This is a genomic window from Microbacterium sp. Leaf161, assembly GCF_001423645.1.
Taxonomy (GTDB): Bacteria; Actinomycetota; Actinomycetes; order Actinomycetales; family Microbacteriaceae; genus Microbacterium; species Microbacterium forte.
Map to the genome: position 1 here is coordinate 534,833 of NZ_LMOW01000001.1, position 19,840 is coordinate 554,672.

General features: G+C 69.3%; 20 protein-coding genes. 8 read left to right on the plus strand and 12 right to left on the minus strand.

Annotated features, from left to right (window positions below; translation table 11 throughout):
- Positions 1–6: 6 nt before the first annotated feature.
- Positions 7–720, minus strand: a complete 714-nt coding sequence (locus tag ASF87_RS02660) for an SDR family oxidoreductase (RefSeq protein WP_056373941.1) — start codon at positions 718–720, stop codon at positions 7–9.
- 105 nt (positions 721–825) lie between these two features.
- On the opposite strand from ASF87_RS02660, the gene ASF87_RS02665 reads away from it, so the two are divergent.
- Complete coding sequence (locus ASF87_RS02665; protein ID WP_056373942.1) at positions 826–1,428, plus strand: TetR/AcrR family transcriptional regulator; 603 nt, start codon at positions 826–828, stop codon at positions 1,426–1,428.
- Between the two features lie 21 nt (positions 1,429–1,449).
- Here ASF87_RS02665 and ASF87_RS02670 read toward each other — a convergent pair whose 3' ends face one another.
- From ASF87_RS02670 to ASF87_RS02690, 5 genes are all read right to left on the minus strand, one after another.
- On the minus strand, positions 1,450–2,871 hold the full coding sequence (locus tag ASF87_RS02670; RefSeq protein ID WP_157549984.1) for a DUF6716 putative glycosyltransferase: 1,422 nt from the start codon (positions 2,869–2,871) through the stop codon (positions 1,450–1,452).
- Entirely contained in the window at positions 2,868–3,740 is an 873-nt protein-coding gene (locus ASF87_RS02675) for an N-acetylneuraminate synthase family protein (protein ID WP_056373945.1), read from the minus strand. The genes ASF87_RS02670 and ASF87_RS02675 overlap by 4 nt, the downstream gene beginning before the upstream one ends.
- An 85-nt stretch (positions 3,741–3,825) precedes the next feature.
- Complete coding sequence (locus tag ASF87_RS02680; protein WP_442922792.1) at positions 3,826–5,106, minus strand: cytidylyltransferase domain-containing protein; 1,281 nt, start codon at positions 5,104–5,106, stop codon at positions 3,826–3,828.
- On the minus strand, positions 5,082–6,440 hold the full coding sequence (locus ASF87_RS02685) for a polysialyltransferase family glycosyltransferase (RefSeq protein ID WP_056373947.1): 1,359 nt from the start codon (positions 6,438–6,440) through the stop codon (positions 5,082–5,084). Before ASF87_RS02685 ends, ASF87_RS02680 begins: the two co-directional genes overlap by 25 nt.
- Positions 6,437–7,417: a glycosyltransferase family 2 protein gene (locus ASF87_RS02690; RefSeq protein WP_056373949.1), complete on the minus strand. Its 981-nt coding sequence runs from the start codon at positions 7,415–7,417 to the stop codon at positions 6,437–6,439. The genes ASF87_RS02685 and ASF87_RS02690 overlap by 4 nt, the downstream gene beginning before the upstream one ends.
- 154 nt (positions 7,418–7,571) lie before the next feature.
- Here ASF87_RS02690 and ASF87_RS02695 point away from each other — a divergent pair, with 154 nt between their 5' ends.
- Both ASF87_RS02695 and ASF87_RS02700 read left to right on the plus strand, forming a co-directional pair.
- Positions 7,572–8,465 (plus strand): hypothetical protein, encoded by an 894-nt coding sequence (locus tag ASF87_RS02695; protein ID WP_082508731.1) that lies wholly within the window; start codon positions 7,572–7,574, stop codon positions 8,463–8,465.
- Between the two features lie 37 nt (positions 8,466–8,502).
- Positions 8,503–8,805 (plus strand): DUF4229 domain-containing protein, encoded by a 303-nt coding sequence (locus tag ASF87_RS02700; RefSeq protein ID WP_200933687.1) that lies wholly within the window; start codon positions 8,503–8,505, stop codon positions 8,803–8,805.
- A gap of 1 nt (position 8,806) precedes the next feature.
- Here ASF87_RS02700 and ASF87_RS02705 read toward each other — a convergent pair whose 3' ends face one another.
- From ASF87_RS02705 to ASF87_RS02720, 4 genes are all read right to left on the minus strand, one after another.
- A complete protein-coding gene (locus tag ASF87_RS02705; RefSeq protein ID WP_042538638.1) occupies positions 8,807–9,784 on the minus strand; it encodes a 1,4-dihydroxy-2-naphthoate polyprenyltransferase in 978 nt (325 codons plus the stop codon).
- A gap of 54 nt (positions 9,785–9,838) precedes the next feature.
- Positions 9,839–10,486 carry a dihydrofolate reductase family protein gene (locus ASF87_RS02710; RefSeq protein WP_200933734.1) on the minus strand — a complete coding sequence of 216 codons (648 nt, stop codon included), beginning with the start codon at positions 10,484–10,486 and terminating at the stop codon, positions 9,839–9,841.
- 34 nt (positions 10,487–10,520) lie between these two features.
- Positions 10,521–10,811, minus strand: a complete 291-nt coding sequence (locus tag ASF87_RS02715) for a DUF4287 domain-containing protein (protein ID WP_056373957.1) — start codon at positions 10,809–10,811, stop codon at positions 10,521–10,523.
- A gap of 113 nt (positions 10,812–10,924) precedes the next feature.
- Positions 10,925–11,383 carry an Lrp/AsnC family transcriptional regulator gene (locus ASF87_RS02720; RefSeq protein WP_056373959.1) on the minus strand — a complete coding sequence of 153 codons (459 nt, stop codon included), beginning with the start codon at positions 11,381–11,383 and terminating at the stop codon, positions 10,925–10,927.
- Between the two features lie 72 nt (positions 11,384–11,455).
- Between ASF87_RS02720 and ASF87_RS02725 the strand changes: the two genes are divergently transcribed.
- Positions 11,456–12,895 (plus strand): DUF6421 family protein, encoded by a 1,440-nt coding sequence (locus tag ASF87_RS02725; protein ID WP_056373961.1) that lies wholly within the window; start codon positions 11,456–11,458, stop codon positions 12,893–12,895.
- Positions 12,896–13,000: 105 nt separating this feature from the next.
- Positions 13,001–13,642, plus strand: coding sequence for an SDR family oxidoreductase (locus ASF87_RS02730; RefSeq protein WP_056373963.1), 642 nt, complete (start codon positions 13,001–13,003; stop codon positions 13,640–13,642).
- A gap of 54 nt (positions 13,643–13,696) precedes the next feature.
- On the opposite strand, the gene ASF87_RS02735 is transcribed toward ASF87_RS02730, so the two are convergent.
- Positions 13,697–15,202, minus strand: a complete 1,506-nt coding sequence (locus tag ASF87_RS02735) for an MFS transporter (RefSeq protein ID WP_082508732.1) — start codon at positions 15,200–15,202, stop codon at positions 13,697–13,699.
- Positions 15,203–15,291: 89 nt separating this feature from the next.
- Between ASF87_RS02735 and ASF87_RS02740 the strand changes: the two genes are divergently transcribed.
- The gene (locus tag ASF87_RS02740) at positions 15,292–16,359 is read left to right on the plus strand and encodes a threonine aldolase family protein (protein WP_056373965.1); all 1,068 of its coding nucleotides are present in this window, start codon (positions 15,292–15,294) and stop codon (positions 16,357–16,359) included.
- A 90-nt stretch (positions 16,360–16,449) separates the two neighbouring features.
- Here ASF87_RS02740 and ASF87_RS02745 read toward each other — a convergent pair whose 3' ends face one another.
- The gene (locus ASF87_RS02745) at positions 16,450–17,049 is read right to left on the minus strand and encodes an NUDIX hydrolase family protein (RefSeq protein ID WP_042538622.1); all 600 of its coding nucleotides are present in this window, start codon (positions 17,047–17,049) and stop codon (positions 16,450–16,452) included.
- Positions 17,050–17,162: 113 nt separating this feature from the next.
- On the opposite strand from ASF87_RS02745, the gene ASF87_RS02750 reads away from it, so the two are divergent.
- Both ASF87_RS02750 and ASF87_RS02755 read left to right on the plus strand, forming a co-directional pair.
- Positions 17,163–17,819, plus strand: a complete 657-nt coding sequence (locus ASF87_RS02750; protein WP_235558850.1) for an alpha/beta hydrolase — start codon at positions 17,163–17,165, stop codon at positions 17,817–17,819.
- Between the two features lie 257 nt (positions 17,820–18,076).
- Positions 18,077–19,759, plus strand: coding sequence for an ABC-F family ATP-binding cassette domain-containing protein (locus tag ASF87_RS02755; RefSeq protein ID WP_056373968.1), 1,683 nt, complete (start codon positions 18,077–18,079; stop codon positions 19,757–19,759).
- Positions 19,760–19,840: the final 81 nt, after the last annotated feature.

Below are 19,840 nucleotides of genomic sequence, written 5' to 3' on the forward strand. Positions count from 1 at the left end.
CCGGGATCAGCCGGCCGCGGGCTGGAGCTGCGGGTAGACCGCCTCGAGCGGCGCACTGAGCCCGGCCTTGAGCTGCACGGAGATCTCGTCGGCGAGCACCTCGTACTCCCCGCGCTCGGTCGCGTCGAGGATCGCACGCACCAGCTCGGCGGGGTCGGTCTTGGGGTCCGACACGTGCTCTGCCATCGCCGTGTCGACGTAGCCGACGTGCACGCCGACGACGTGCACGCCCGAGGGAGCCAGCTCGAGACGGAGCGAGTTGGTGGCCGACCACAGCGCCGCCTTCGTGGCGCTGTAGATGCCGCCGACGGCGAACCAGGCGAGAGCAGAGTGGATGTCGATGACCGTCGCTCCGTCGCGACCCGACAACAGCGGGGCGTAGGCCCTGGTCAGGAAGAGCGGTCCGAGGAAGTTCGTCTCGACGTTGTGGCGGATCTCATCGTCCGTATGCGTGAGGATCCCCGCGGTCGGCACAGAGGCGCCGGCGTTGTTGATGAGCACCGTCACATCAGGTGCCGCCTCGACGACGGCGCGGATCGACTCCGCATCCGTGACGTCGAGTCGCAGGGGCACCACCCGCTCGTCGGCCCACTCGCGCGGCGTCCGCGCCGTGGCGTACACCTTGGCCGCTCCGCGCGCGAGCGCCTCCTCGACGAAACGGGTGCCGATGCCCCCGTTCGCTCCGGTGATGAGGACGACTGCGCCGTCGAGTGAAGGCATGGAATGCTCCTTGATGTTTGGGACAATGTGATGTCTGCTGAGTTCGCACGTAAGCGACTGCAGTCATAACTGAGCCCAATCAGTTCATATTCCCGAGAGGACGAGATGTCGACCCCAGCACCGACCCTCGGGCGCCGCGAGCGCAACAAGCAGCAGAAGCTCGAGCGCATCACCGCGGCCGCGACTGAGCTGTTCGCGCAGCACGGCATCGACGACGTCACCACCCAGCAGATCGCCGAGAAGGCAGATGTCGGCACGGGCACGCTGTTCCTGTATGCCAAGACGAAGGGCGAGCTGCTGCTGCTCGTGCAGAACGCGCACTACGCCGTCGCGCTCGAGACCGGACGTACGGCCGCCGAGGCGACACCGGACACGCTCGGGGCCACGATGGCTCTCCTCCGCCCGATCATCGAGTGCAATCGCGCCCAGATCGAGAACGGCCGCACCTACCTCCGCGAGATGGTGTTCGGCAATCCGAACGACTCGCACCATGCCGAGGCTCTGCGCATCGTGGGCGACACCGAGGATGCGCTGGCGGACATCCTGCGGCGCGATCCGACTATCGACGACAATCGGGCTGCCGCACTCGCCCGGATCGTGTCAGCGGTGATGTTCGTCACGATGGCGGCGAGCGTCAATGTCGAGGCGAGCATCGATGAGATCGCCCAGGACGTGAGGACGCAGGTCGGCGCACTGCTCCGCCTCTGAGCCCGATCGCCCGCCGGTGCCTCAGCGCCGGATCGAGTCGTGGAACGGGTTCGGCTCGAGCGTGAAATCGGTGGTCGCGTCAGCCCAGGTCCCTCCGCCGCCGGACGTGCGACCGCGGCGCAGCGCAGCGAGGAGCGTTGTCGCAGGCACCCCCAGGGCGAGAGCGGCCGTGCCGCTCACCGTGCGGTCCTTCGAGCCGAGCACGCTCGCGCGATGCCACGCCTCGTGAAGCGCCCCGCCTCGGGCTGCCGGCACGCGCTTCGCCGGCAGAGCACCGGCCCGCCGCAGGGCGACGAGCTGCTCGACGTGGTTCCACCAGGTCGACTCGGCCGCCGGGTGGAAGTAGTTGTCTCGCAGCCAGGCGGGGTGCGGATGCCGGAATCGACCGGCCACGACCTCGTTGCGTCCGCCGAGCAGGCCGCTGCCGACGAACACCGTGTTGAGCAGGCTCTTGCTGACGCCGAACGAGTCCAGCGCGATGACGGGCACGCCGAGCGCCACGGCTTCGACGGCCGCGGTCGAGCTGACGGTGACGAGTCCGGCCGCCGTCGAGAGCGCGGCAGCCATCGAGGAATACGAGACCACGAGGTTGTCGGGACGCCTGGCAGGCAGCAGCTCGAGATACGGATCGCGCTCGAGGTGGGTCTCGGACTCCCCCGGGCGCGAGCGCAGCTTGACGACGACTCGACGGTTCGGGTCGGCCTCGGCCGCTCTCATGAGGGTGGCGGCGATCTCGGCACGTTCGTCCCTGTCGACCGGCACCAGCGCCTGCGCCGCGAACACGATGTCGGTCGCCGGCATCCGCACGGCGCTCGGAGCGGGCGGGCGGTCGGCGATGAGGGTTCCCGCCGGGTGGCCTGCGTCTGCGCCGAGCACCCGGGCCCGGTCAGCGGCGAGCATCCGCGATCGCGATCGGGCGAACGGCAGCGTGGCCAGCGCCGTCGGCACCTGCACGCCGATCCGATGGCCCAGCTCGGCGAACGCGCGTTCCTCACGGTGGGAGTGCACGACGAGCAGGTCGGCGTGGCGGCGGTACTCGAGGGCGCCGCGCTGGGCGGGGATCGCCATTCCCGGCAGACCCGCGACGACCACCGGGCGGTGCGCGAGCGCGTCGATCAGGCGTCCCATCAGGCGCACGAACGGCCCGCGTCCGGCGAGCAGGACGACGTCGGGCCGCTGCCCCCCGAGCCACGCGGCAGCCTGCGCGAAACCGATGCGGGTGACGTCGTCTGACGGCATCCCCGTGCCGGCCAGCGCCGTGCGCTGCTGATCGACGCTCGCGGTGAGCGGCGTCTGCACCAGCAGCAGATGCGGACGGATGCCGGGCACACTGCCGAGCAGCGACGCCGACCACTTCACGAACGAATCGGCGTCGGCGATCGCGACGACCCGCAGTGCGCCCGACCTGCTCATGCCCGATCCGCTCATGCCCGGTTCGCTCATGCCGAGATGCGCCGCAGCTTCGCCATGGGCGCGCGCTCGCTTTCGAACACGCGCTTGACTCCGTCACCCAGAGCCATCTCGATCACACGGATGTCGCGCACGAGGTGCTCGAGGCCGGTGGGCTCGAGGGATGCCGCATGGTCGGAGCCCCACATCGTGCGGTCCAGCGTGATGTGGCGCTCGACGGCGACGGCTCCGATCGCCACGGCTGCGAGCGAGATCTGCAGGCCGCGCTCGTGACCCGAGTATCCGACGGGCACTCCGGGGTAACGGTCGCGCAGCGTGGCGATCGCGCGGAGGTTGGCCTCATCGGGCTCGAGCGGGTACGTCGATGTGGCGTGCATGAGCACGACGCGGTCGGTGCCGAGTGTGGCGAGCGCGCGGTCGATCTGCTCGATCGTCGACATGCCGGTCGAGAGGATGATCGGCTTGCCCGTCTCGCGCAGCGCGACGAGCAGCTCGGTGTCGGTGAGGCTGGCCGAGGCGACCTTGTGAGCGACGACATTGAGGTCTTCGAGGAAATCGACGCTGGGCACGTCCCACGGGGACGCGAACCAGTCGAGGCCGAGCATCGTGGCGTGATCGCCGATGGCGATGTACTCGTCGCGGCCGAACTCGACGCGGCGACGGTAGTCCAGGTAGCTCATGGTGCCCCACGGCGTCTCGCGCGGCACGTCGCGCATGTGCTCGGGGGTGGAGATCTCGGGAGTGCGCTTCTGGAACTTCACCGCGTCGGCTCCCGCCTTCGCCGCGACGTCGATCAGACGCTTGGCGATGTCGACGTCGCCGTTGTGGTTGAGGCCGATCTCCGCGATGACATAGGCGGGGTGGCCGCCGCCGATCACGCGTGAGCCGATGCTGACAGTCATGGTTCCTCCGGTCGTCGAAATGGCCTTCTCCCCTGAGTACGCGCCGAGAATGAACGCCACACGACAGGAGGGTTACCGGCACCGGTCAGGCGGGCAACACCCGTTCGATCAGCTCGCGGACGGCACCATGACCGCCGCTGCGGCTCAGCACGACACGGGCAGCCTGCAGCACGAGCGGATGCGCGTCGGCCACCGCGACCGGCCAGCCGACGATGCGCAGGGCCGGGAGATCGTTGACGTCGTTGCCGAGGTACGCGATGTCGGCGAGCGGGATGCCGACCTCTTCCGCCCACCCTCGCAGCGCCGACTCCTTGTCGTCGATGCCGTGCAGAACCGGCACGCGGAGCTTCTCTGCCCGAGCCCGCACGACGGCGTTCACCTCGGTCGAGAGGATGAGCATCGGGATGCCGGCGCGCCGCAGCAGTGACACTCCCATGCCGTCCTCGCGGCTCACCCGCACGCGTTCGACACCATCGGCGTCGACGGTCGCGGTGTCGTCGGTGTGCACCCCGTCGAAATCGGTGACGATCGCTCGCACCGGCACCCGCTCAGGGCTCTCGTGGAGGGCAGCGAGCGCGCGGGCGATGCGCAGCTGCTGTTCGTCGTCGATCTCGATCGCCGTCCACTCGGGCACCTCGGCGATGCGGATGCGGCCGAAGAAGCGATGCTTCGCCGCACGGAAGCCGTCGGCGCGGAACACGTAGAACGCCCCCGTCTCGAGGAAGTGCGGGTCGCGGTCCTGACGCCGAGGTCGATGCGCGGCGTCATGGTTGAGTGCGACGGCTGCGCCGGCATCCGCTTGCCCTTCGCCGCTCGGCTGCCCTGGGCCGCCACGCGACCACAGGAATCCATAGGTCTCGTGGGCGGCGAACACGCTGTCGGCCCTGCGCTCGCGCACCTCGCGCACCGCACCCGACAGTGCGTCCTGGGCGATGAACGGCGAGGTCGCCTGCAGGAACGCCACCACCTCGGCCGGCTCTCCTTCGGCCTCGAGCACGTCGAGCGCGTGCAGGATCGCGGACTCCGACGAGGCCGTGTCACCGGAGATCTCCGCCGGTCGCCGCACGACTCTCGCCCCGGCCGCCTCGCCCACCGCGGCGATCTCATCGTCATCGGTCGAGACGACGACGAGATCGATGCCGTCGGTCTGCGACGCGGTGCGCACAGCCCGTTCGATGAGCGGCACCCCTCCGACGCGTCGCAGGTTCTTGCGCGGCACGCCCTTCGACCCGCCTCGCGCCGGGATGATCGCGACGACCCTGACTGGGTCCGCCTTCTGCTGTTCCGCGGTCATGTCGCTCGTCCCCTCGCCGTCGTCGTCTGTCATCGCCGTCACCACGCTCATCGCCCTCTGAGAACCCGCCACGCGCGCGCGAGTCTGCGCCGCGCCGCGAGCACCGTGAGCCTCGCCTGTTCGACCCGGCCGATGCCGCCGACCGGGCGCAGCGCGCGACGCACGGCCGTCTCGCGCGGCGCACCCGGGAGTCGCAGCTCGGCCAGCCTCTCGGGTGTGAAGTACCGATCTCGATCAGAGGCACGGATGCCGGTCAGCAGCTGCTCGGCCCGACCGCGGAGGTGCCCGGCGACGACGGGCTGCATGGCATAGCCGACCGCGTCGATCAGCAGCTGCATGCGCTCAGGGTCGCGATACGCGGAGTCTGCGCGGGTGAGCGCGTCGACGATCGTCGCCGGCACTCGGTTGCTGTTCTCGTACGGAGTCAGCCGCGCGAGCACGGTGCCTGCCCCGACCGCATCGATCTCCCGGCCGAACAGCGCCTGCACGGTCGGCAGGGCGGTCGAGAACCCGGCGATGACGGCTGTCGCGTCGATCCGTTCGGCCAGCACCTCTGCGGCGAGCGCGCCGCGGTACTCGCGGAAGTCGATGCCGTGCACCTGTGCCCGGTGACGCAGAGCGTCGCTCAGTCGCGGCGGGGCGGCGGGGTGCGGTTTGAAGACGATGTGCTGCGGTCGCCGGCTCGCCGCGCGGTCGATCATCTCCTTCTGCAGCGCGATCTCCTCGCCCTCGCTGACCAGGCCCAGAGCCGAGAGGTACTGGCCGAGCACGAGCACGGCCGAGTCACCGTCGAGAGCGCTCTCGAGGTCGGCCGTGTCGTCGACCGCCGCGGCTGTCTCGGCGAGCACGGCGCGGAACAGGTCGGGCGAGACCGGCACGGGCGTCGCGGTGGGCGAACCCACCAACGGGGTCACTCCGGGCACCACGTCGACGTGCACGACACGACCGATCCGCGCGGTCACCGTGTGCGGCATCCGCACCCGCATCGGCGAGTACGTCATCAGCCCGTCGCCGATGATCGTGAGTCGCGCGTGGGGGAAGAGCAGCATCAGGGTGCGCGCCGGGGCGACCTGCGGGCTCTGCACGAGCAGCTCGAGGTCGCCGGGGTCGATGCCCCACGCCCGGATCAGCAGGCGGCGCAGCAGCGGAAGGTCGGACGCATGGGGTTTCCACGAGCTCGGATGCAGGGGGCCGAGCAGCGCGTCGAGATCCTCGATGCGGTCGAACCTGTCGCGGAGGGTCGCCAGCGCGGGGTCGGCGGCGATGCTCACCGATGTCTCGGGCACTCGCGACGACACGAACGGAACGAGGATGCGCTCACCGTGGTCGCCGAGCAGCCCGCCGTCGAGCGCCGCGGCTGCGGTGGCCAGCCCGTAGGCGCTGTGCACCGCGAAGAGCTGCGTCATGCGGCGATCCCGACCGTGCGCAGCAGCGGTGCCAGCACGCGGCGCCGGGGTCCGTCGAGACGCGACAGCACGGCCGATGCCTCGTTCTCAGGCAGGCGGGCGAGCAACCCGCGCAAGCCCGCGCGCATCTCGCCGCGCAGCGACGGGGTCATCCTCCTCGACCGCACGAGATGCCGAGAAGAGAGCGCCATCACGCTCCACACGGCCTTCGGCATGAACCGGTCGGACTCGGCATCCGCAGCGACGATGTCGAGCACCTCGCCCATCGCCCGCACGAAGTCGAGCTGTCGCCGGTCACGCACCTGCGTGAGCGATGTGGAGACCCCGCGGCGGTACAGCAGGGCCGGGGCGTCGACCACCGCGAACGAGCGGGCCTGCAGATGCAGCCGCCAGATCCACGGTCGGTCCTCGGCGGTGAACAGGCCAGGCGTGAAACCCGCGAGTCCCTGGTCGATCAGGCGTCGGTGCATGATCCCGGCCCAGGCGAACGGGTAGTCGACCATGGTCGGCTCGTCGTCGGGCAGGATCGCCTCACGCGGCGAACCGACGGTCTCCCGCCACGGGTACGGCGCCGGCACGAGGGTGCGCACGCCGGTCTTCACCGTGACGTGGTCGGTGCGGAGGAAGTCGCAGCCCAGCTCGTTCAGCCGCCGGGCCAGCACCGAGAGTCGCCGGGGCTGCATCCAGTCGTCTCCGTCGAGGAAGCAGAACGCATCGCCCTCGACATGCTCGAGCCCCTGGTTGCGGGCACTCGCGAGCCCCTTGGGCCGAGGGTTGACGATGACCTCCGCGTGCGGGAACCGCTCGGCGTATCGCCTCATGAGCGTGCCGGTGTCATCGCGCGAGCCGTCGTCGATCGCCACGAGCTTGAGCGAGGCGGGGTCGTCGAACTGCCGTGTCAGCGTCTCGAGCGTCGTGCCGATGTAGGCGCCTGCGTCTTTCGCGGGCAGGATGACGGTGACGAGCGGTGTGCGCACAGAACTCCCCCGGGTCGACGGTCTCGGAATGCTCTCAGGCGCTCCTTGCCGGTCGGGAGCCGGCGGGTGAACGCGCGGTGACGCGATGTCCGCCGACGCACCGGTGCCCTCTGCCGGATTCGCACCTGGCCCGACGATCGGCGACGATGGGTGCATGCTCTGGCCGTTCGGAACCACCTGGCGCCCGGTGCGCCAGAAGCGACGCACCACGGTCGACCTGCGCTGGCTGAGCGCCCGCACCTGGACGCGCCGCTGGTATCCGCAGGGCATCGATCTCGGTCTGTGGCACGGGCGACGCACACTCGCCGTGAGCTGGTTCCGTCAGCGGCTCGACGGTCACCATCTGGCGTCCCGCGTCGCATTAGTCGACCTCGAGCGCTCTCGCCATCTCGACGTGCTGCTCGCCGTCGACGAGGGCGGAGAGCTGCAGCCCGCCCCGATCCACGCCGGCGGCCTCGCGTGGTTCGACGATCGGCTGTTCGTCGCGGCGACCGGTCGCGGCATCTGGGAGTTCGACCTCGCCGACATCCGCCGGGTGCGGGGCGCCGAGGCACGACGCATCGCCGGTGCGAGCGGGCGAGGCCTGCGCGCCTCCGCGCTCGTCGCGGTGCGCACTCGCGTGCACCCGATCGAGCTGCGCTGCTCGTACCTCGGTCGCGTGTTCAACGACGACGGAGCGCCCCTGCGGAGAGTGCTCATCGGGGAATACACGAAGGACGACAAGGGGCGGATCGCGGAGTTCGCGGTTCCCGACTCCGATGGCGACGGCTTCCGCGAAGAGAGCCGCTTCACTCCCGGCATCACGCAGATGCAGGGAGCGGCGCGCTGGGGCGACCGGCACTTCGTCTCGCAGTCCGACGGCATGCGCCCCGGCGCACTGTGGACCGGCAGCCGCGACGCCCTGGTGCGCGATCGGATGCCGCTTCCCGTCGGCTGCGAGGATCTCGCTCTCGACCTCGACGCGAAGCTGCTGTGGTCGCTCGGCGAGCACCCGTGGAAGCGCGTCGTGCGCGGCATCCCGTTCCAGGCACTCGGCCTCGACGGCTGACAGCAGACCCCTCAGCTCGCGAACGTAGACTGTGCGGGTGAAGAACCGTGCACCTTTCCTCGTCTACACCGTGCTGCGTCTGCTGGCCTTCCTCGTGCCGCTCGCGATCATGTGGTTCTTCTTCCCGATCTTCCGCGAGTACTGGTGGCTCGCCGCGATCTTCGCCGCCCTCATCGGCATGAGCATCTCGATGCTGTTCCTGCGCCGACCTCTCACCGATGCCTCAGCGCGGATCGTCGAGCGTCGCGGAGGCCGCAGCTCGGCCGAGCAGGCCGATGCGGATGCCGAGGACGAGGCGATCGCCGGCGAGGCCGGCGCCACCACACGCCGCGAGGACTGACTCAGCCGGCGAGCGCCCAGAAGAACGCACCGGCGTAGAGCAGCGCGGTCAGCGATGTCAGGGCCAGGGCCGTGACCAGCTCCTTCGCCTGGCGGTAGGTCCAGACGATGAGAATGGCCGGGAGTCCCGCGAGCAGCGCGAGCAGACCGATCCACGCGATCGGGTACAGCAGCGCGATCAGCACGAGGATGCCGAAGGGCACGATCACGAACAGAGTGAACAGCACCTGGGTCGCCCGCTTGCCGATCAGCACCGTCAGGGTGCGCTTGCCGACCACGCGATCCTGGTCGATGTCGCGCAGGTTGTTGGCGAGCAGCACAGCACAGGCGAAGAGACCGGCGGCGATCGCTCCGAGCCACGCCTGCTGCGGCAGCTCGAAGACCTGCACCCACGTGGTGCCGAGGGTCGCGACGAGTCCGAAGAAGATGAAGACGAACACCTCGCCGAGCGCGTTGTACCCGTAGGGTCGCTTGCCGCCGGTGTAGAACCAGGCGGCGATGATGCAGGCCGCACCGATCGCCAGCATCCACCACTGCTCGGTGCGGATGACGATCGCGACGCCGACCGCCGCGGCGAGCGCGAAGAACACGAGAGCCGCGACGAGCACGGTGCGCGGCTTCACCCGACCGGATGCCGTCAGGCGAGCCGGCCCCACGCGCACGGCGTCTGTGCCGCGGATGCCGTCGCTGTAGTCGTTCGCGAAGTTGACGCCGATCTGCAGCAGCACGGCGACCGCGAGGCACGCCAGGGCGATCACCCAATGGAACTCCGGACCGGTGCTGCGTGCGGCGCCGGTGCCGATGACGACCGGGGCGACGGCGAGCGGCAGCGTGCGCAGACGGGCGGCGCCGATCCAGTCGCCCAACGTCACGGGCCCGGCGTCGATGACGGCCTGGCTCGCGGGGTTGCCGCTCGCCCGCTTCGCGGGATTGCCGCTCACACGGGTCTGGTTCTTCTTGCGCTTCGAGGATGCTGCCACGCAGGGAATCCTACTGGGGCCGCCGATGGACGACGCGCGGACGATGCCGCGGGCTCAGCCCCGGCGGAAGGTCAGATGCGTGACTCCCGACTCGGCGACCTCGGACTCGACGTCGTAGCCGTTCTCGATCCCGCGCAGACCGTCCCAGATGCGCTCGCCTCGGCCGAGCACGAGCGGGTTCACCGCGAGGTGCACCCGATCGACCAGCCCCGCCCCGAGGAACTGCCGCACCACGTCGATACCGCCACCGATGCGCACATCGCCCCCGTTCGCGGCGTCGAGGGCACGCGGCAGGATCTCTTCCGGGCTCCCGTCGACGAAATGGAAGACGGTGCCGTTCGCGAACTCGATCGAGTCGCGCGCAGTATGGGTGAGAACGAAGACCGGCACCTCGAACGGCGGCTCCTCACCCCACCACCCGCGCCACTGCGGATCATCCGGGAACTGGTGCAGACCGAACATCCCCGCCCCCATGATCTCTGCGCCGATCCCCTCGAAGTAGGCGTGGGCGTACTTCTCGTCGACTCCGGTCGTGCCTGCTCCTGAGTCGTCACCGAGCACGCGGCTGCGGAACGTCCGCGTCGCGGCGTAGGCAGCGACCAGACGCGGCCAGTCGTCGCCGAAGGGGTTCTCCGGCGTCTGGTCGGTGGTGGTCGCGAATCCGTCGAGGGAGACGTTGAGATCGACGCGGACGGCCATGATGCTCTCTCTTCTGTCGTTTGCCGGGAGACGCAGGTCAGGGGTTCGGGTTGCTGTCTTTGCCGTCGAGCCAGAGGGTGTCGGACGCGTCACCGTGCGCTCCGCCCTTGCCGACGTGCTTGTCGCTGATCTTCGGGCCCTTGAGGATCACGTGCACCATCGCCTGCGCGTGGCCGTGGCCCAGGCCGTAGTCCTGCTTGAGCCAGTTGAGGACGGCGGTCGACTTGGTCGACTCGTCGAATCCCTGCTCCTTGGCGAGTGCGATGAACTGGCGAGGGGTGAGGCCGGTCTGGGTCTCGACCTTGTCGAGGTATGCCTGGAAGGACATGGATGCTCCTGGGAGTCGGCGCTGGCATGGGATCCTCTGCGACGAGAGATCTGTCACAGTATGGCCGGTGCGACGCTGTTCTTCCAGAGTGCGATCAGGGTTCGAGACGAGAATCAGGCGTCGGGGGCGACCGCGATGATCGGCCGGTGCTCGTAGTAGGTCTGCAGCACGACCGTCGTGCGGGTGCTGACGTTCGCGGCGAGCCGGATGTCGCGCACCAGCTCTTCCAGCGCACGCGGCGATGCGACCCGCACGAACAGCATGTAGCTGGCGTCGCCGGCGATCGAATGGCACGCCTCGATCGCGTCGAGGTGCTCGAGAAGCTCGGGGGCGTTGTCGGGCTGGGCCGGGTCGAGAGGGGTGATCTCGATGAACGCCGAGAGCGGGGTGCCGACCAGCTCGGGGTCGAGGATCGCGCGGTAGCCGGTGATGACGCCTCTGGTCTCCAGGCGACGGAGTCGCGACTGGACGGCCGAGACGGAGAGCCCGACGGCGTCGGAGAGCTGAGACAGCGTCGCACGCCCGTCTCGTGAGATCTCGGCCAGGATCGCGCGGTCGACGGAGTCATCCATGGATGTAATATTATCGTCAGGATTCCGTATATGCCGGAATCTTTCCGTGAAAGTCTCCGATCGGAGGTCCCGATGTCCATCATTTCCGCCAACAGCTCCGCTGCACAGGCCATCGTCGGCGAACCCGAGGTCGTCGAAGACGCATCGACCGCGGAATCCTCCGCAGCGTGGGCGCAGCTCAAGGACGCGGCGATCGCGATCCGCGAGATGCAGATCAAGGACGGCTCGATCCCGGATGCTGCGCACCACGCCGCAGCCCGCGATCTCGTCGGGGCGGTCACCGCCGGCATCCGCGCCCTCACCCCTGCCTTCCCGCACGACGCCGAGTACCTCGCCGCGTCGATCGTCGATTTCGACCGCTGGGTCTCCGAAGGATTCGGCGTGCCGGACTTCTTGGATTCGCTCATGGCCTTCCAGCCTCAGCAGCACCGGGTCGACGGCATACGTCATCTGGTCGTCTTCCCGATGTACACGCAGAACGGCTCGAGCGATCGCCTCGTCGAGGCGCTCATCGTCGAGACCATCTGGCCCGAGTTCATCGCGGCGCTCGAGGCCGGCGACTACGGCAACAAGCTGTTCGTGTCGCTGAGGCTCGTCGACTTCACGCCCGGGTATGACACGAACTCGGCCGTGCTGTTCCCCGAGACCGTCGCGATGCGCGAGATCCCCTCGTTCACGTGGGGCGCGATCTTCCAGGACCGTGAAGCCGCCCGCTACCGTCGGGTCACCCGCGCGGCCGCCGAGATCACCAAGCTCGAGCTTCCCGAGCGTGCGGCCGCGATGCTCGACGACCAGGCGCTGACCGAGCGCGCGTTCGTGATGTGGGACATCATCCACGACCGCACCCACATGCGCGGCGACCTGCCGTTCGACCCGTTCATGATCAAGCAGCGGATGCCGTTCTTCCTCTACTCGCTCGAGGAGCTGCGGTGCGACCTGACCGCGTTCCGCGAGTCGGTGAACATCGAGCGGTCCCTGCGCGCGCGCGCCGAGGCCGGCGAGAGCCTCTCAGACTCCGAGCACGAGATTCTCGACCACGCGGACCTCGTGCAGTACGCCGTGATCTTCGACCGGATCTTCCGCTTCGCGATCACCGGATCGCGCGTGCGCAACTACGACGGTCTCGGTGGACAGCTGCTGTTCGCCTGGCTGCACCAGCGCGGCGTGCTGCACTGGACCGACACCGCCCTCGCGTTCGACTGGGCTGCCGTGCCCGATGCGGTCGTCGCCCTCGGCGATGCGATCGACGAGCTCTACTGGCGCTCGATCGATCGCCCGAAGACGGCTCACTGGCTGGCCGCCTACGATCTCGTCCGTTCCGTGCTCACCCCGAACCCCGCCTCGCGTTGGGCCCGCGGCCTTCCGGACGAGATCCTTGCCGGCGCCCCGAAGGGTTTCACCGACGCGGTGCTGGACGATGAGTTCCCCCTCTCCATGTTCTTCGAAGCCCTCGACAAGAAGATGAAGCCGGTCATCGAGTCGACCGTCGGCATCCGGGGCACCGACGACTGACTCGCGCATTTCTGGGGTCCGGTCGCGGGGGCGATCGGACGCAGCGTCTGCGGCCATTCCTGCCCGGGGTGGCCGCAGAACTGTTTCTTCACGAGAGTTGAGCACATGAGCGTCACCGACAGAACCGTCCTTCTCGCCGGAGCCACCAGCCCTTCGGGGCTCGCGCTCGCTCGGGCACTCGTCGACGCCGGGGCGCGGGTGATCGCCACCGGTCGCTCCGCCGAGCGGCTGCAGTCGCTGCGGTCGATCGGAGCCCAGGTCGCGGTGGCTGACGCGACCTCACTGGAGGCGATGACGGAGCTGGCCTCACGGCTCGACACGGTTGACGCGGTGATCCCGCTGGTCGGCGGCTGGCGCGGCGGCGGCGGGCTCGCCGGGCAGTCCGATGACGACTTCCGCGCCCTCCTGCCGGCGCTCGATGCGGTGCGTGCGACCAGCCGGGCGTTCGACGGTGCACTGCGTGCGTCGGATGCCGGGCGTTTCGCGATCGTCTCGTCCACCGCCGTGGGGCGCCCTCTGGCGGGCGGTGCGAACTACGCGGCCGTCAAGTCGGCGAGCGAGGCGTGGACACGCGCCGTGGCTCAGGGCTTCGCCAAGGCGGCCAGGGATGCCGGGGAGCCGCTGCGCGCGGCATCCGTGGTGTTCCGGGCGAAGGCGCTCGACCCTGAGTCGCTCGCACCGCGCGTGCTTGCGCTGTGGGACGGCGACGCCGCCGATCTCAACGACCAGATCGTCACGCTCGACTGACCCGGTCACCCCGCATCGCCGCACGCGAGTCCGCCCCGATCAGACCGGCCGCGGCTATCGCCGCGAATCGGGAACCTCGGGCGGCAGTCCGCGCAGCGGCGCCGGCGCATCGGCGAACCGCGTGCCGTCTGCCGTCGCCCTGCCGTTCGTCGCCCGCTCGACCGTCGCGCTCTCGCTCGTCTCGCTGACGTCCGCGGCCGCATCTCCATCGCCGTCGGTCGCTGCATCCTCGCCGTTCGGATCCTGCTCCGGGGCGTTCGCATAGAGCTCGGTGAGCTTGCGGTACGACTTCGTGAAGAACGCGAGTGTGGCAGCGACAACCATGATGATGCCCGCGAACAGGCAGATCAGCGCGATGCCCCGAGCGTCACCCGTGCCGAGCAGCCACTCCCACTGCTGCTTCCCCTCGGAGGTCTTCATGTACGGGATGATCAGGAACTCGGCGATCGGCGCGATCAGGAACGCCGTGATGGGAGCGGCTGCGGCCTCCATCGCGGCGGCGACGCCGAACACGCGCCCCTGCCGGTCGTAGCGGACCACCTTCTGGATGATCGTCTGCTCTGCCGCCTCGACAGGAGGCACGAGAGCCATGTAGATCCACATGCCGATCACGTAGAGCGGCCACCACTCGCGCAGCATGAAGACCGAGCCGAGGATGCCCATCGCGATCACGACCAGCAGCAGCGTGCGCATCGGCTTCGCGCCGAGGCCGAACTTCGCCACGAGCCCGCCGCCGATCAGGAATCCGGTCGACGCGAACGCGAGAGCGAACCCCCACATCTGGGCGTCGAAGAGAGTGAGACCGTAGGGGTCCATCAGCGCCATGTACACGCCGCCGATGAGGTTGTTGAAGGTCGAGAAGATGATCAGCGCGAACAGCCCGGGCGCCAGCCGGATGGCCGCCACGCTGCCGCGGAAGTCGAGTGCGCTCTTGGCGTCGGGGTCGGGGTGCGGTGCCCCCTCGGGGATGCGGATGAAGAGCAGGTGCACGAACGTCAGCACCATCGCGCCGATCGCGATCGCCAGGGTCCACCCCATGCCGAGGAAGCCGATCGAGAGCCCCGAGAACACGCTCGTCACGAGGAAGGCCAGCCCCTGCACCGTGCCGACCAGGCCGTTGGCGTTGGCCCGCCGGTCTTCGGGCACCAGCAGCGTGACCGTGGTCGAGAGCGCGATGTTGCGCAGCTGCTCGATGACCCCGCCGAACAGGATGATCGCCGAGAACAACCAGAACCAGGGGCCACCGAGGTCGAGCAGCGCCGACTCGGGCTGCCAGACGTAGAGCACCCCCGCGATCAGGAACGCGACCGCCGAGATGACGCTCGAGAGCAGCATCACCGTGTGCTTGCGGTTGCGATCGACGATCGTGCCGAAGATCATCGCGAAGAAGGCGACGAACAGCATGTAGGCTCCGCCGATGATGCCGGTCGCGAGCACCGACTGCGTCTCGATGTACACCCAGAACGTCAGCGCGAACCACAGGAAGCTCGTCGTCACGTTCGCGATGAGCGTGTTGACGAGGACGTTCGCGAAGGCCGTCTTCACTGCGGTGCGCTCCATGCTTAGAGGGTAGGCGGGGCCTCGGACATTCGGTAGAGCGGTTCCGCAGCGCGGCGTCTGCGGCCGGCATCCGGCAATAGGCTTGTCCGGTGAGTATTCAGCATGACCCCGCCGTCCGGGGCTTCGCCAGCGACAACTATTCCGGCGTCCACCCCGAGGTCCTCGCGGCCATCGCAGCGGCGAACGGCGGCCACCAGGTCGCATACGGCGAGGACGCCTACACGGCCCGTCTGCAGGAGGTCTTCCGCGCACATTTCGGCGAGGCTGTGGAGGCGTACCCGGTGTTCAACGGCACCGGCGCGAACGTCACCGGCCTGCAGTCGATGCTGCCCCGCTGGGGCGCCGTCATCGCGGCGTCCACCGCTCACATCAACGTCGACGAGGGCGGTGCCCCCGAGCGGATCGGCGGGTTCAAGATCCTCGCCGTGCCGACGGACGACGGCAAGCTCACGCCCGAGCTCGTCGACCGCGAGGCCTGGGGCTGGGGCGACGAGCACCGCGCACAGCCGCTCGTGGTCTCGATCACGCAGTCGACCGAGCTCGGCACGCTGTACTCCGTCGACGAGATCCGCACGCTCGCAGACCACGCCCACGAACGCGGCATGATGCTGCACCTCGACGGCGCACGCATCTCGAACGCGGCCGCGGCCCTCGACGTGCCGTTGCGCGCCTTCACCCGCGACGCCGGTGTCGACGTGCTCAGCTTCGGCGGCACGAAGAACGGAGCCATGCTCGGCGAGGCCATCGTGGTGCTGAACCCCGAGGCGTCGACCGGTCTGCAGTACTCCCGCAAGTTCAACATGCAGCTCTCGTCGAAGATGCGGTTCGTCTCGGCGCAGCTCATCGCGCTGCTCGAGGGCGACCTGTGGCTGCGCAACGCCCAGCACGCGAACGCCATGGCCCAGCGCCTGCGCGGCGCGATCGAGGCCGGCATCGCCGCCGGCGAGATCACCGGAGTGTCGTTCACGCAGCCGACCCAGTCGAACGGCGTCTTCGCGACCCTTCCCGACGGCATCGCCGACCGGCTGCGCGAGAAGTTCCGCTTCTACGACTGGGATGCCGCGCGCAACGAGGTCCGCTGGATGTGCGGGTTCGACACCGAGGAGTCGGACGTCGACGAGTTCGTCGCAGAGCTCGCGCGCCTCACCACGCGCTGAGAATTCGGTCGCGGCGCCCGCGACCGACGAGAGAGACCCACCATCAGAAGTCGTGACGGTGGGTCTCTCGCGTATGCGGTGACTGCGCCGCTAGCGGAGCAGACCCAGGTTGGCGAGCGCCAGACGGATGAGCGTGCCGCGCCCGCCCTCCATCTCGGCGGCGACGGTGTCTGACGCCGCCGCCTCCGGCGAGAACCAGGTGACCTCGAGCGCGTCCTGTCGCGGCTCGCACGTGCCGGTGACCGGCACCACGAACGCGAGTGAGACGGCGTGCTGACGGTCATCGTGGTAGGCGCTGACCCCCGGGATCGGGAAGTACTCGGCGACCGTGAACGGCAGTGGCTGGGGCGGGAGCAGCGGGAACGCCATCGGACCCAGGTCGTTCTCGACGTGGCGGAACAGCGCATCGCGGATCGTCTCGCCGAACCGGACTCGACCCGAGACGATCGTGCGCGTCATCTCGCCCATGGGGGTCGACCGCAGCAGGATGCCGATCTCGGTCACCTGGCCCGAACCGTCGGTGCGCACCGGGATCGCCTCGACGTAGAGCATCGGCAGGTGGCGTCTCGCCTCTGCGAGCTCGTATTCGCTCAACCACCCCGGATTGGAGTCGCGCGAGGGCTGTGCGGAGCCGAAACCCTCGAGGCCGTCGTCGGGCTCGGGATCGGGATCAGGTGTGCGGACGGACATGTCTCCTTTCTACCAGCCGCATCCTCGCCCGAACACCGACTTGCGGCCACGACCGGCATACGATCCGACGATCAGCGCCTGCGCGTGTCGGAAGGCGCTGGCAGGATGGACGGGTGAGCGAAGAACTGATGATCGACGGGCTCCTCACGCGCTGGTCGACCGAAGATCGCGCGGGGATGCCGCTGCTGGTGCTGCTGCACGGATACGGCGCCGACGAGCACGACCTGTTCGGCTTGGTGCCGTATATGCCCGAGGGCATCGCCGTGGCATCCGTCGCCGCCCCGCTCGCACCCCCGTGGCCGATGCCAGGGCGCTCCTGGTATGCCATCGAGGGCCTCGACGGCCGCAGCGCCACGTCGGTGACGCTGGCGGCAGAGGCATTCCTCCGCTGGCTCGACGATGCTCGGCAGGATGCTCCTGCGGTGGCTCTCCTCGGCTTCTCGCAGGGCGCCGCCGTCGCGCTCCAGGCCATGCGTCTCGACCCGCAGAGCATCGACACCGTGGTGGCGCTCAGCGGCTACGCCGCGGCCGGCGAGCTTCCGGGAGACGAAGCGCTGACCGAGTCGCGACCGCACGTCTTCTGGGGCCGAGGCACGAACGACCAGGTGATCCCCGAGGCGCTGGTCGCGCACACCGCAGAGTGGCTGCCCTCGCACTCCGAGCTGTCAGGGCGGGTCTACACCGGACTCACGCACAGCATCTCGGAGGAAGAGCTCCGAGACGTGCACGTCTTCCTCACGAAATGGCTGGAGCGGGCCGCCAAGGCCTGACCGAGCCGGTCCGCAACTGCGACACGCCCGGGGTTGCGAAAGTCCGACACGCCCGGGTATCGTCGTGGAGTCCTGTCCGCCGTGTCTGGAAGTCCTTTGATCTGATCCGTCGCCTCCGCGCTCACCTTTCCGCGCGCTGACCCGACGATCGCCGACTCCACGGCAGACCACGCCCGCTGTCCTCCGACAGCGCCCCGCTCAGACGGGGCCCTCGGGCGACCGGTGTCAGTGCACCCTCGCACTCGACAGGAGACACCATGTCAGTACCCACCCTCCACGCGTCGGTCACCCTCGACCGACTCACCTTCACCTGGCCGGACGGCACGACCGCGCTCGACTCGGTCTCGGGATCCTTCGGCTCCGGTCGCACCGGGCTGGTCGGCCGCAACGGCGCCGGCAAGTCGACGCTGCTCCGCCTCATGGCGGGCGAGCTGAGCCCCACGACCGGATCCCTCATCACGACAGGCGAGGTCGCGTACCTGCCGCAGCAGCTCACGCTCGACGTCGACCGCCGGGTGTCCGAGCTGCTCGGAGTCGCCGAAGCCCTCGATGCCGTCCGGGCGATCAGCGCGGGCGACGTCGACCAGGCGCACTTCGACGCGGTCGGCGACGACTGGGACATCGAGGCACGAGCCGAGCAGTCCCTGGCCGAAGCGGGCCTCGCCCCCGAGTTCCTCGACCGACGTGTCGGCGAGCTGTCGGGCGGAGAGGCGGTGCTGGTCGCGATCGCGGGCATCCGTCTTCAGCGTGCACCGATCACCCTGTTCGATGAGCCGACCAACAACCTCGATCGTGACGCCCGCGCGAAGCTGGCGGCGATGGTCAGGTCGTGGAAGGGCACGCTCATCGTGGTCAGCCACGACCTCTCGCTGCTCGAGCTGATGGACGACACCGCCGAGCTCTACGCCCAGACGCTGAGCGTGTTCGGGGGCCCGTACTCCGAATGGCGAGCCTGGCTGGACGCCGAGCAGGAGGCCGCCAGGCAGGCAGAGGTCACTGCGAAGCAGGAGTTCCGCAAGGAGAAGCGTCAGCGCATCGAGGCCGAGGTCAAGCTCGCGCACCGGTCGCGCACGGCGAAGAAGGCGGAGATCGAGAAGCGCGTGCCGAAGATCGTCGCGCACGGTCGAAAGATGGCCGCCGAGGTGTCGGCAGGAAAGCTGCGCACCGAGGTCGGCGCGAAGGAGGATGCCGCTCGCATCGCGCTCGATGAGGCGGGACGTCGTCTGCGCTCGGACGCGTCGATGAAGATCGAGCTTCCGGACCCGCAGGTGTCGCGCTCGCGGCGCATCGCCATGATCGGCGACGGCGAGAGGTCGTGGATCGTCCAGGGCCCGGATCGCGTCGCGCTGATCGGGCGCAACGGGGCGGGGAAGACGACGCTGCTCGAACGGTTGGTGGCCGAAGCCGGCGTTCACGATTCAGCGCAGATGCCGAAGATGGGTCCGGATGACGGCTTTACGGCCCACTCGGAGGAATCCCTGCTGAATACCGAACGGCCGGCGCTGACGGCGACGGCGCTCACCGACCGAATCGGCTACCTGCCGCAGCGGATCGACGGGCTCGATGAGACCCGTTCGGTGTTCGAGAACATCGCGGATGCCGCGCCCCAGGTGCCTGAGAAGGAGCTGCGCAACCGGCTCGCCAGGTTCCTCATCCGGGGAGCCACGGCCGAGCGCCCTGTCGCCGCGCTGTCCGGCGGCGAACGCTTCAGGGTGGCGCTGGCCAGGCTGCTGCTCTCGGATCCCGCACCACACCTCGTGGTGCTGGACGAGCCGACGAACAACCTCGACATCGACACCGTCGACCAACTCGTCGAGGCGCTGCGGGCCTACCGCGGGGCGGTGCTGGTCGTGAGTCACGACGACGCGTTCCTCGCCCGTCTCGACCTGGGGCTCACGCTCGAGATCGACGACGAGGGCGCGCTGCACGAGGCGCTCTGACGAGGTGGCGCCGGCCGGAAGGCGGGCGCCACCTCGGATCTCGCCTATCGCATAGTCGTCTCCGCGGACAACGGTCGCCCC

Bases quoted from the DNA above. Each gene is read 5' to 3' on its own strand.
- ASF87_RS02685 (WP_056373947.1), bottom strand. From the start codon at position 6,440: ATGACGCAGCTCTTCGCGGTGCACAGCGCCTACGGGCTGGCCACCGCA.
- ASF87_RS02695 (WP_082508731.1), top strand. From the start codon at position 7,572: ATGCTCTGGCCGTTCGGAACCACCTGGCGCCCGGTGCGCCAGAAGCGA.
- ASF87_RS02755 (WP_056373968.1), top strand. From the start codon at position 18,077: ATGTCAGTACCCACCCTCCACGCGTCGGTCACCCTCGACCGACTCACC.
- ASF87_RS02715 (WP_056373957.1), bottom strand. From the start codon at position 10,811: ATGTCCTTCCAGGCATACCTCGACAAGGTCGAGACCCAGACCGGCCTC.
- ASF87_RS02720 (WP_056373959.1), bottom strand. From the start codon at position 11,383: ATGGATGACTCCGTCGACCGCGCGATCCTGGCCGAGATCTCACGAGAC.
- ASF87_RS02660 (WP_056373941.1), bottom strand. From the start codon at position 720: ATGCCTTCACTCGACGGCGCAGTCGTCCTCATCACCGGAGCGAACGGG.
- ASF87_RS02675 (WP_056373945.1), bottom strand. From the start codon at position 3,740: ATGACTGTCAGCATCGGCTCACGCGTGATCGGCGGCGGCCACCCCGCC.
- ASF87_RS02725 (WP_056373961.1), top strand. From the start codon at position 11,456: ATGTCCATCATTTCCGCCAACAGCTCCGCTGCACAGGCCATCGTCGGC.
- ASF87_RS02665 (WP_056373942.1), top strand. From the start codon at position 826: ATGTCGACCCCAGCACCGACCCTCGGGCGCCGCGAGCGCAACAAGCAG.
- ASF87_RS02730 (WP_056373963.1), top strand. From the start codon at position 13,001: ATGAGCGTCACCGACAGAACCGTCCTTCTCGCCGGAGCCACCAGCCCT.
- ASF87_RS02670 (WP_157549984.1), bottom strand. From the start codon at position 2,871: ATGAGCGAACCGGGCATGAGCGGATCGGGCATGAGCAGGTCGGGCGCA.
- ASF87_RS02745 (WP_042538622.1), bottom strand. From the start codon at position 17,049: ATGTCCGTCCGCACACCTGATCCCGATCCCGAGCCCGACGACGGCCTC.
- ASF87_RS02735 (WP_082508732.1), bottom strand. From the start codon at position 15,202: ATGGAGCGCACCGCAGTGAAGACGGCCTTCGCGAACGTCCTCGTCAAC.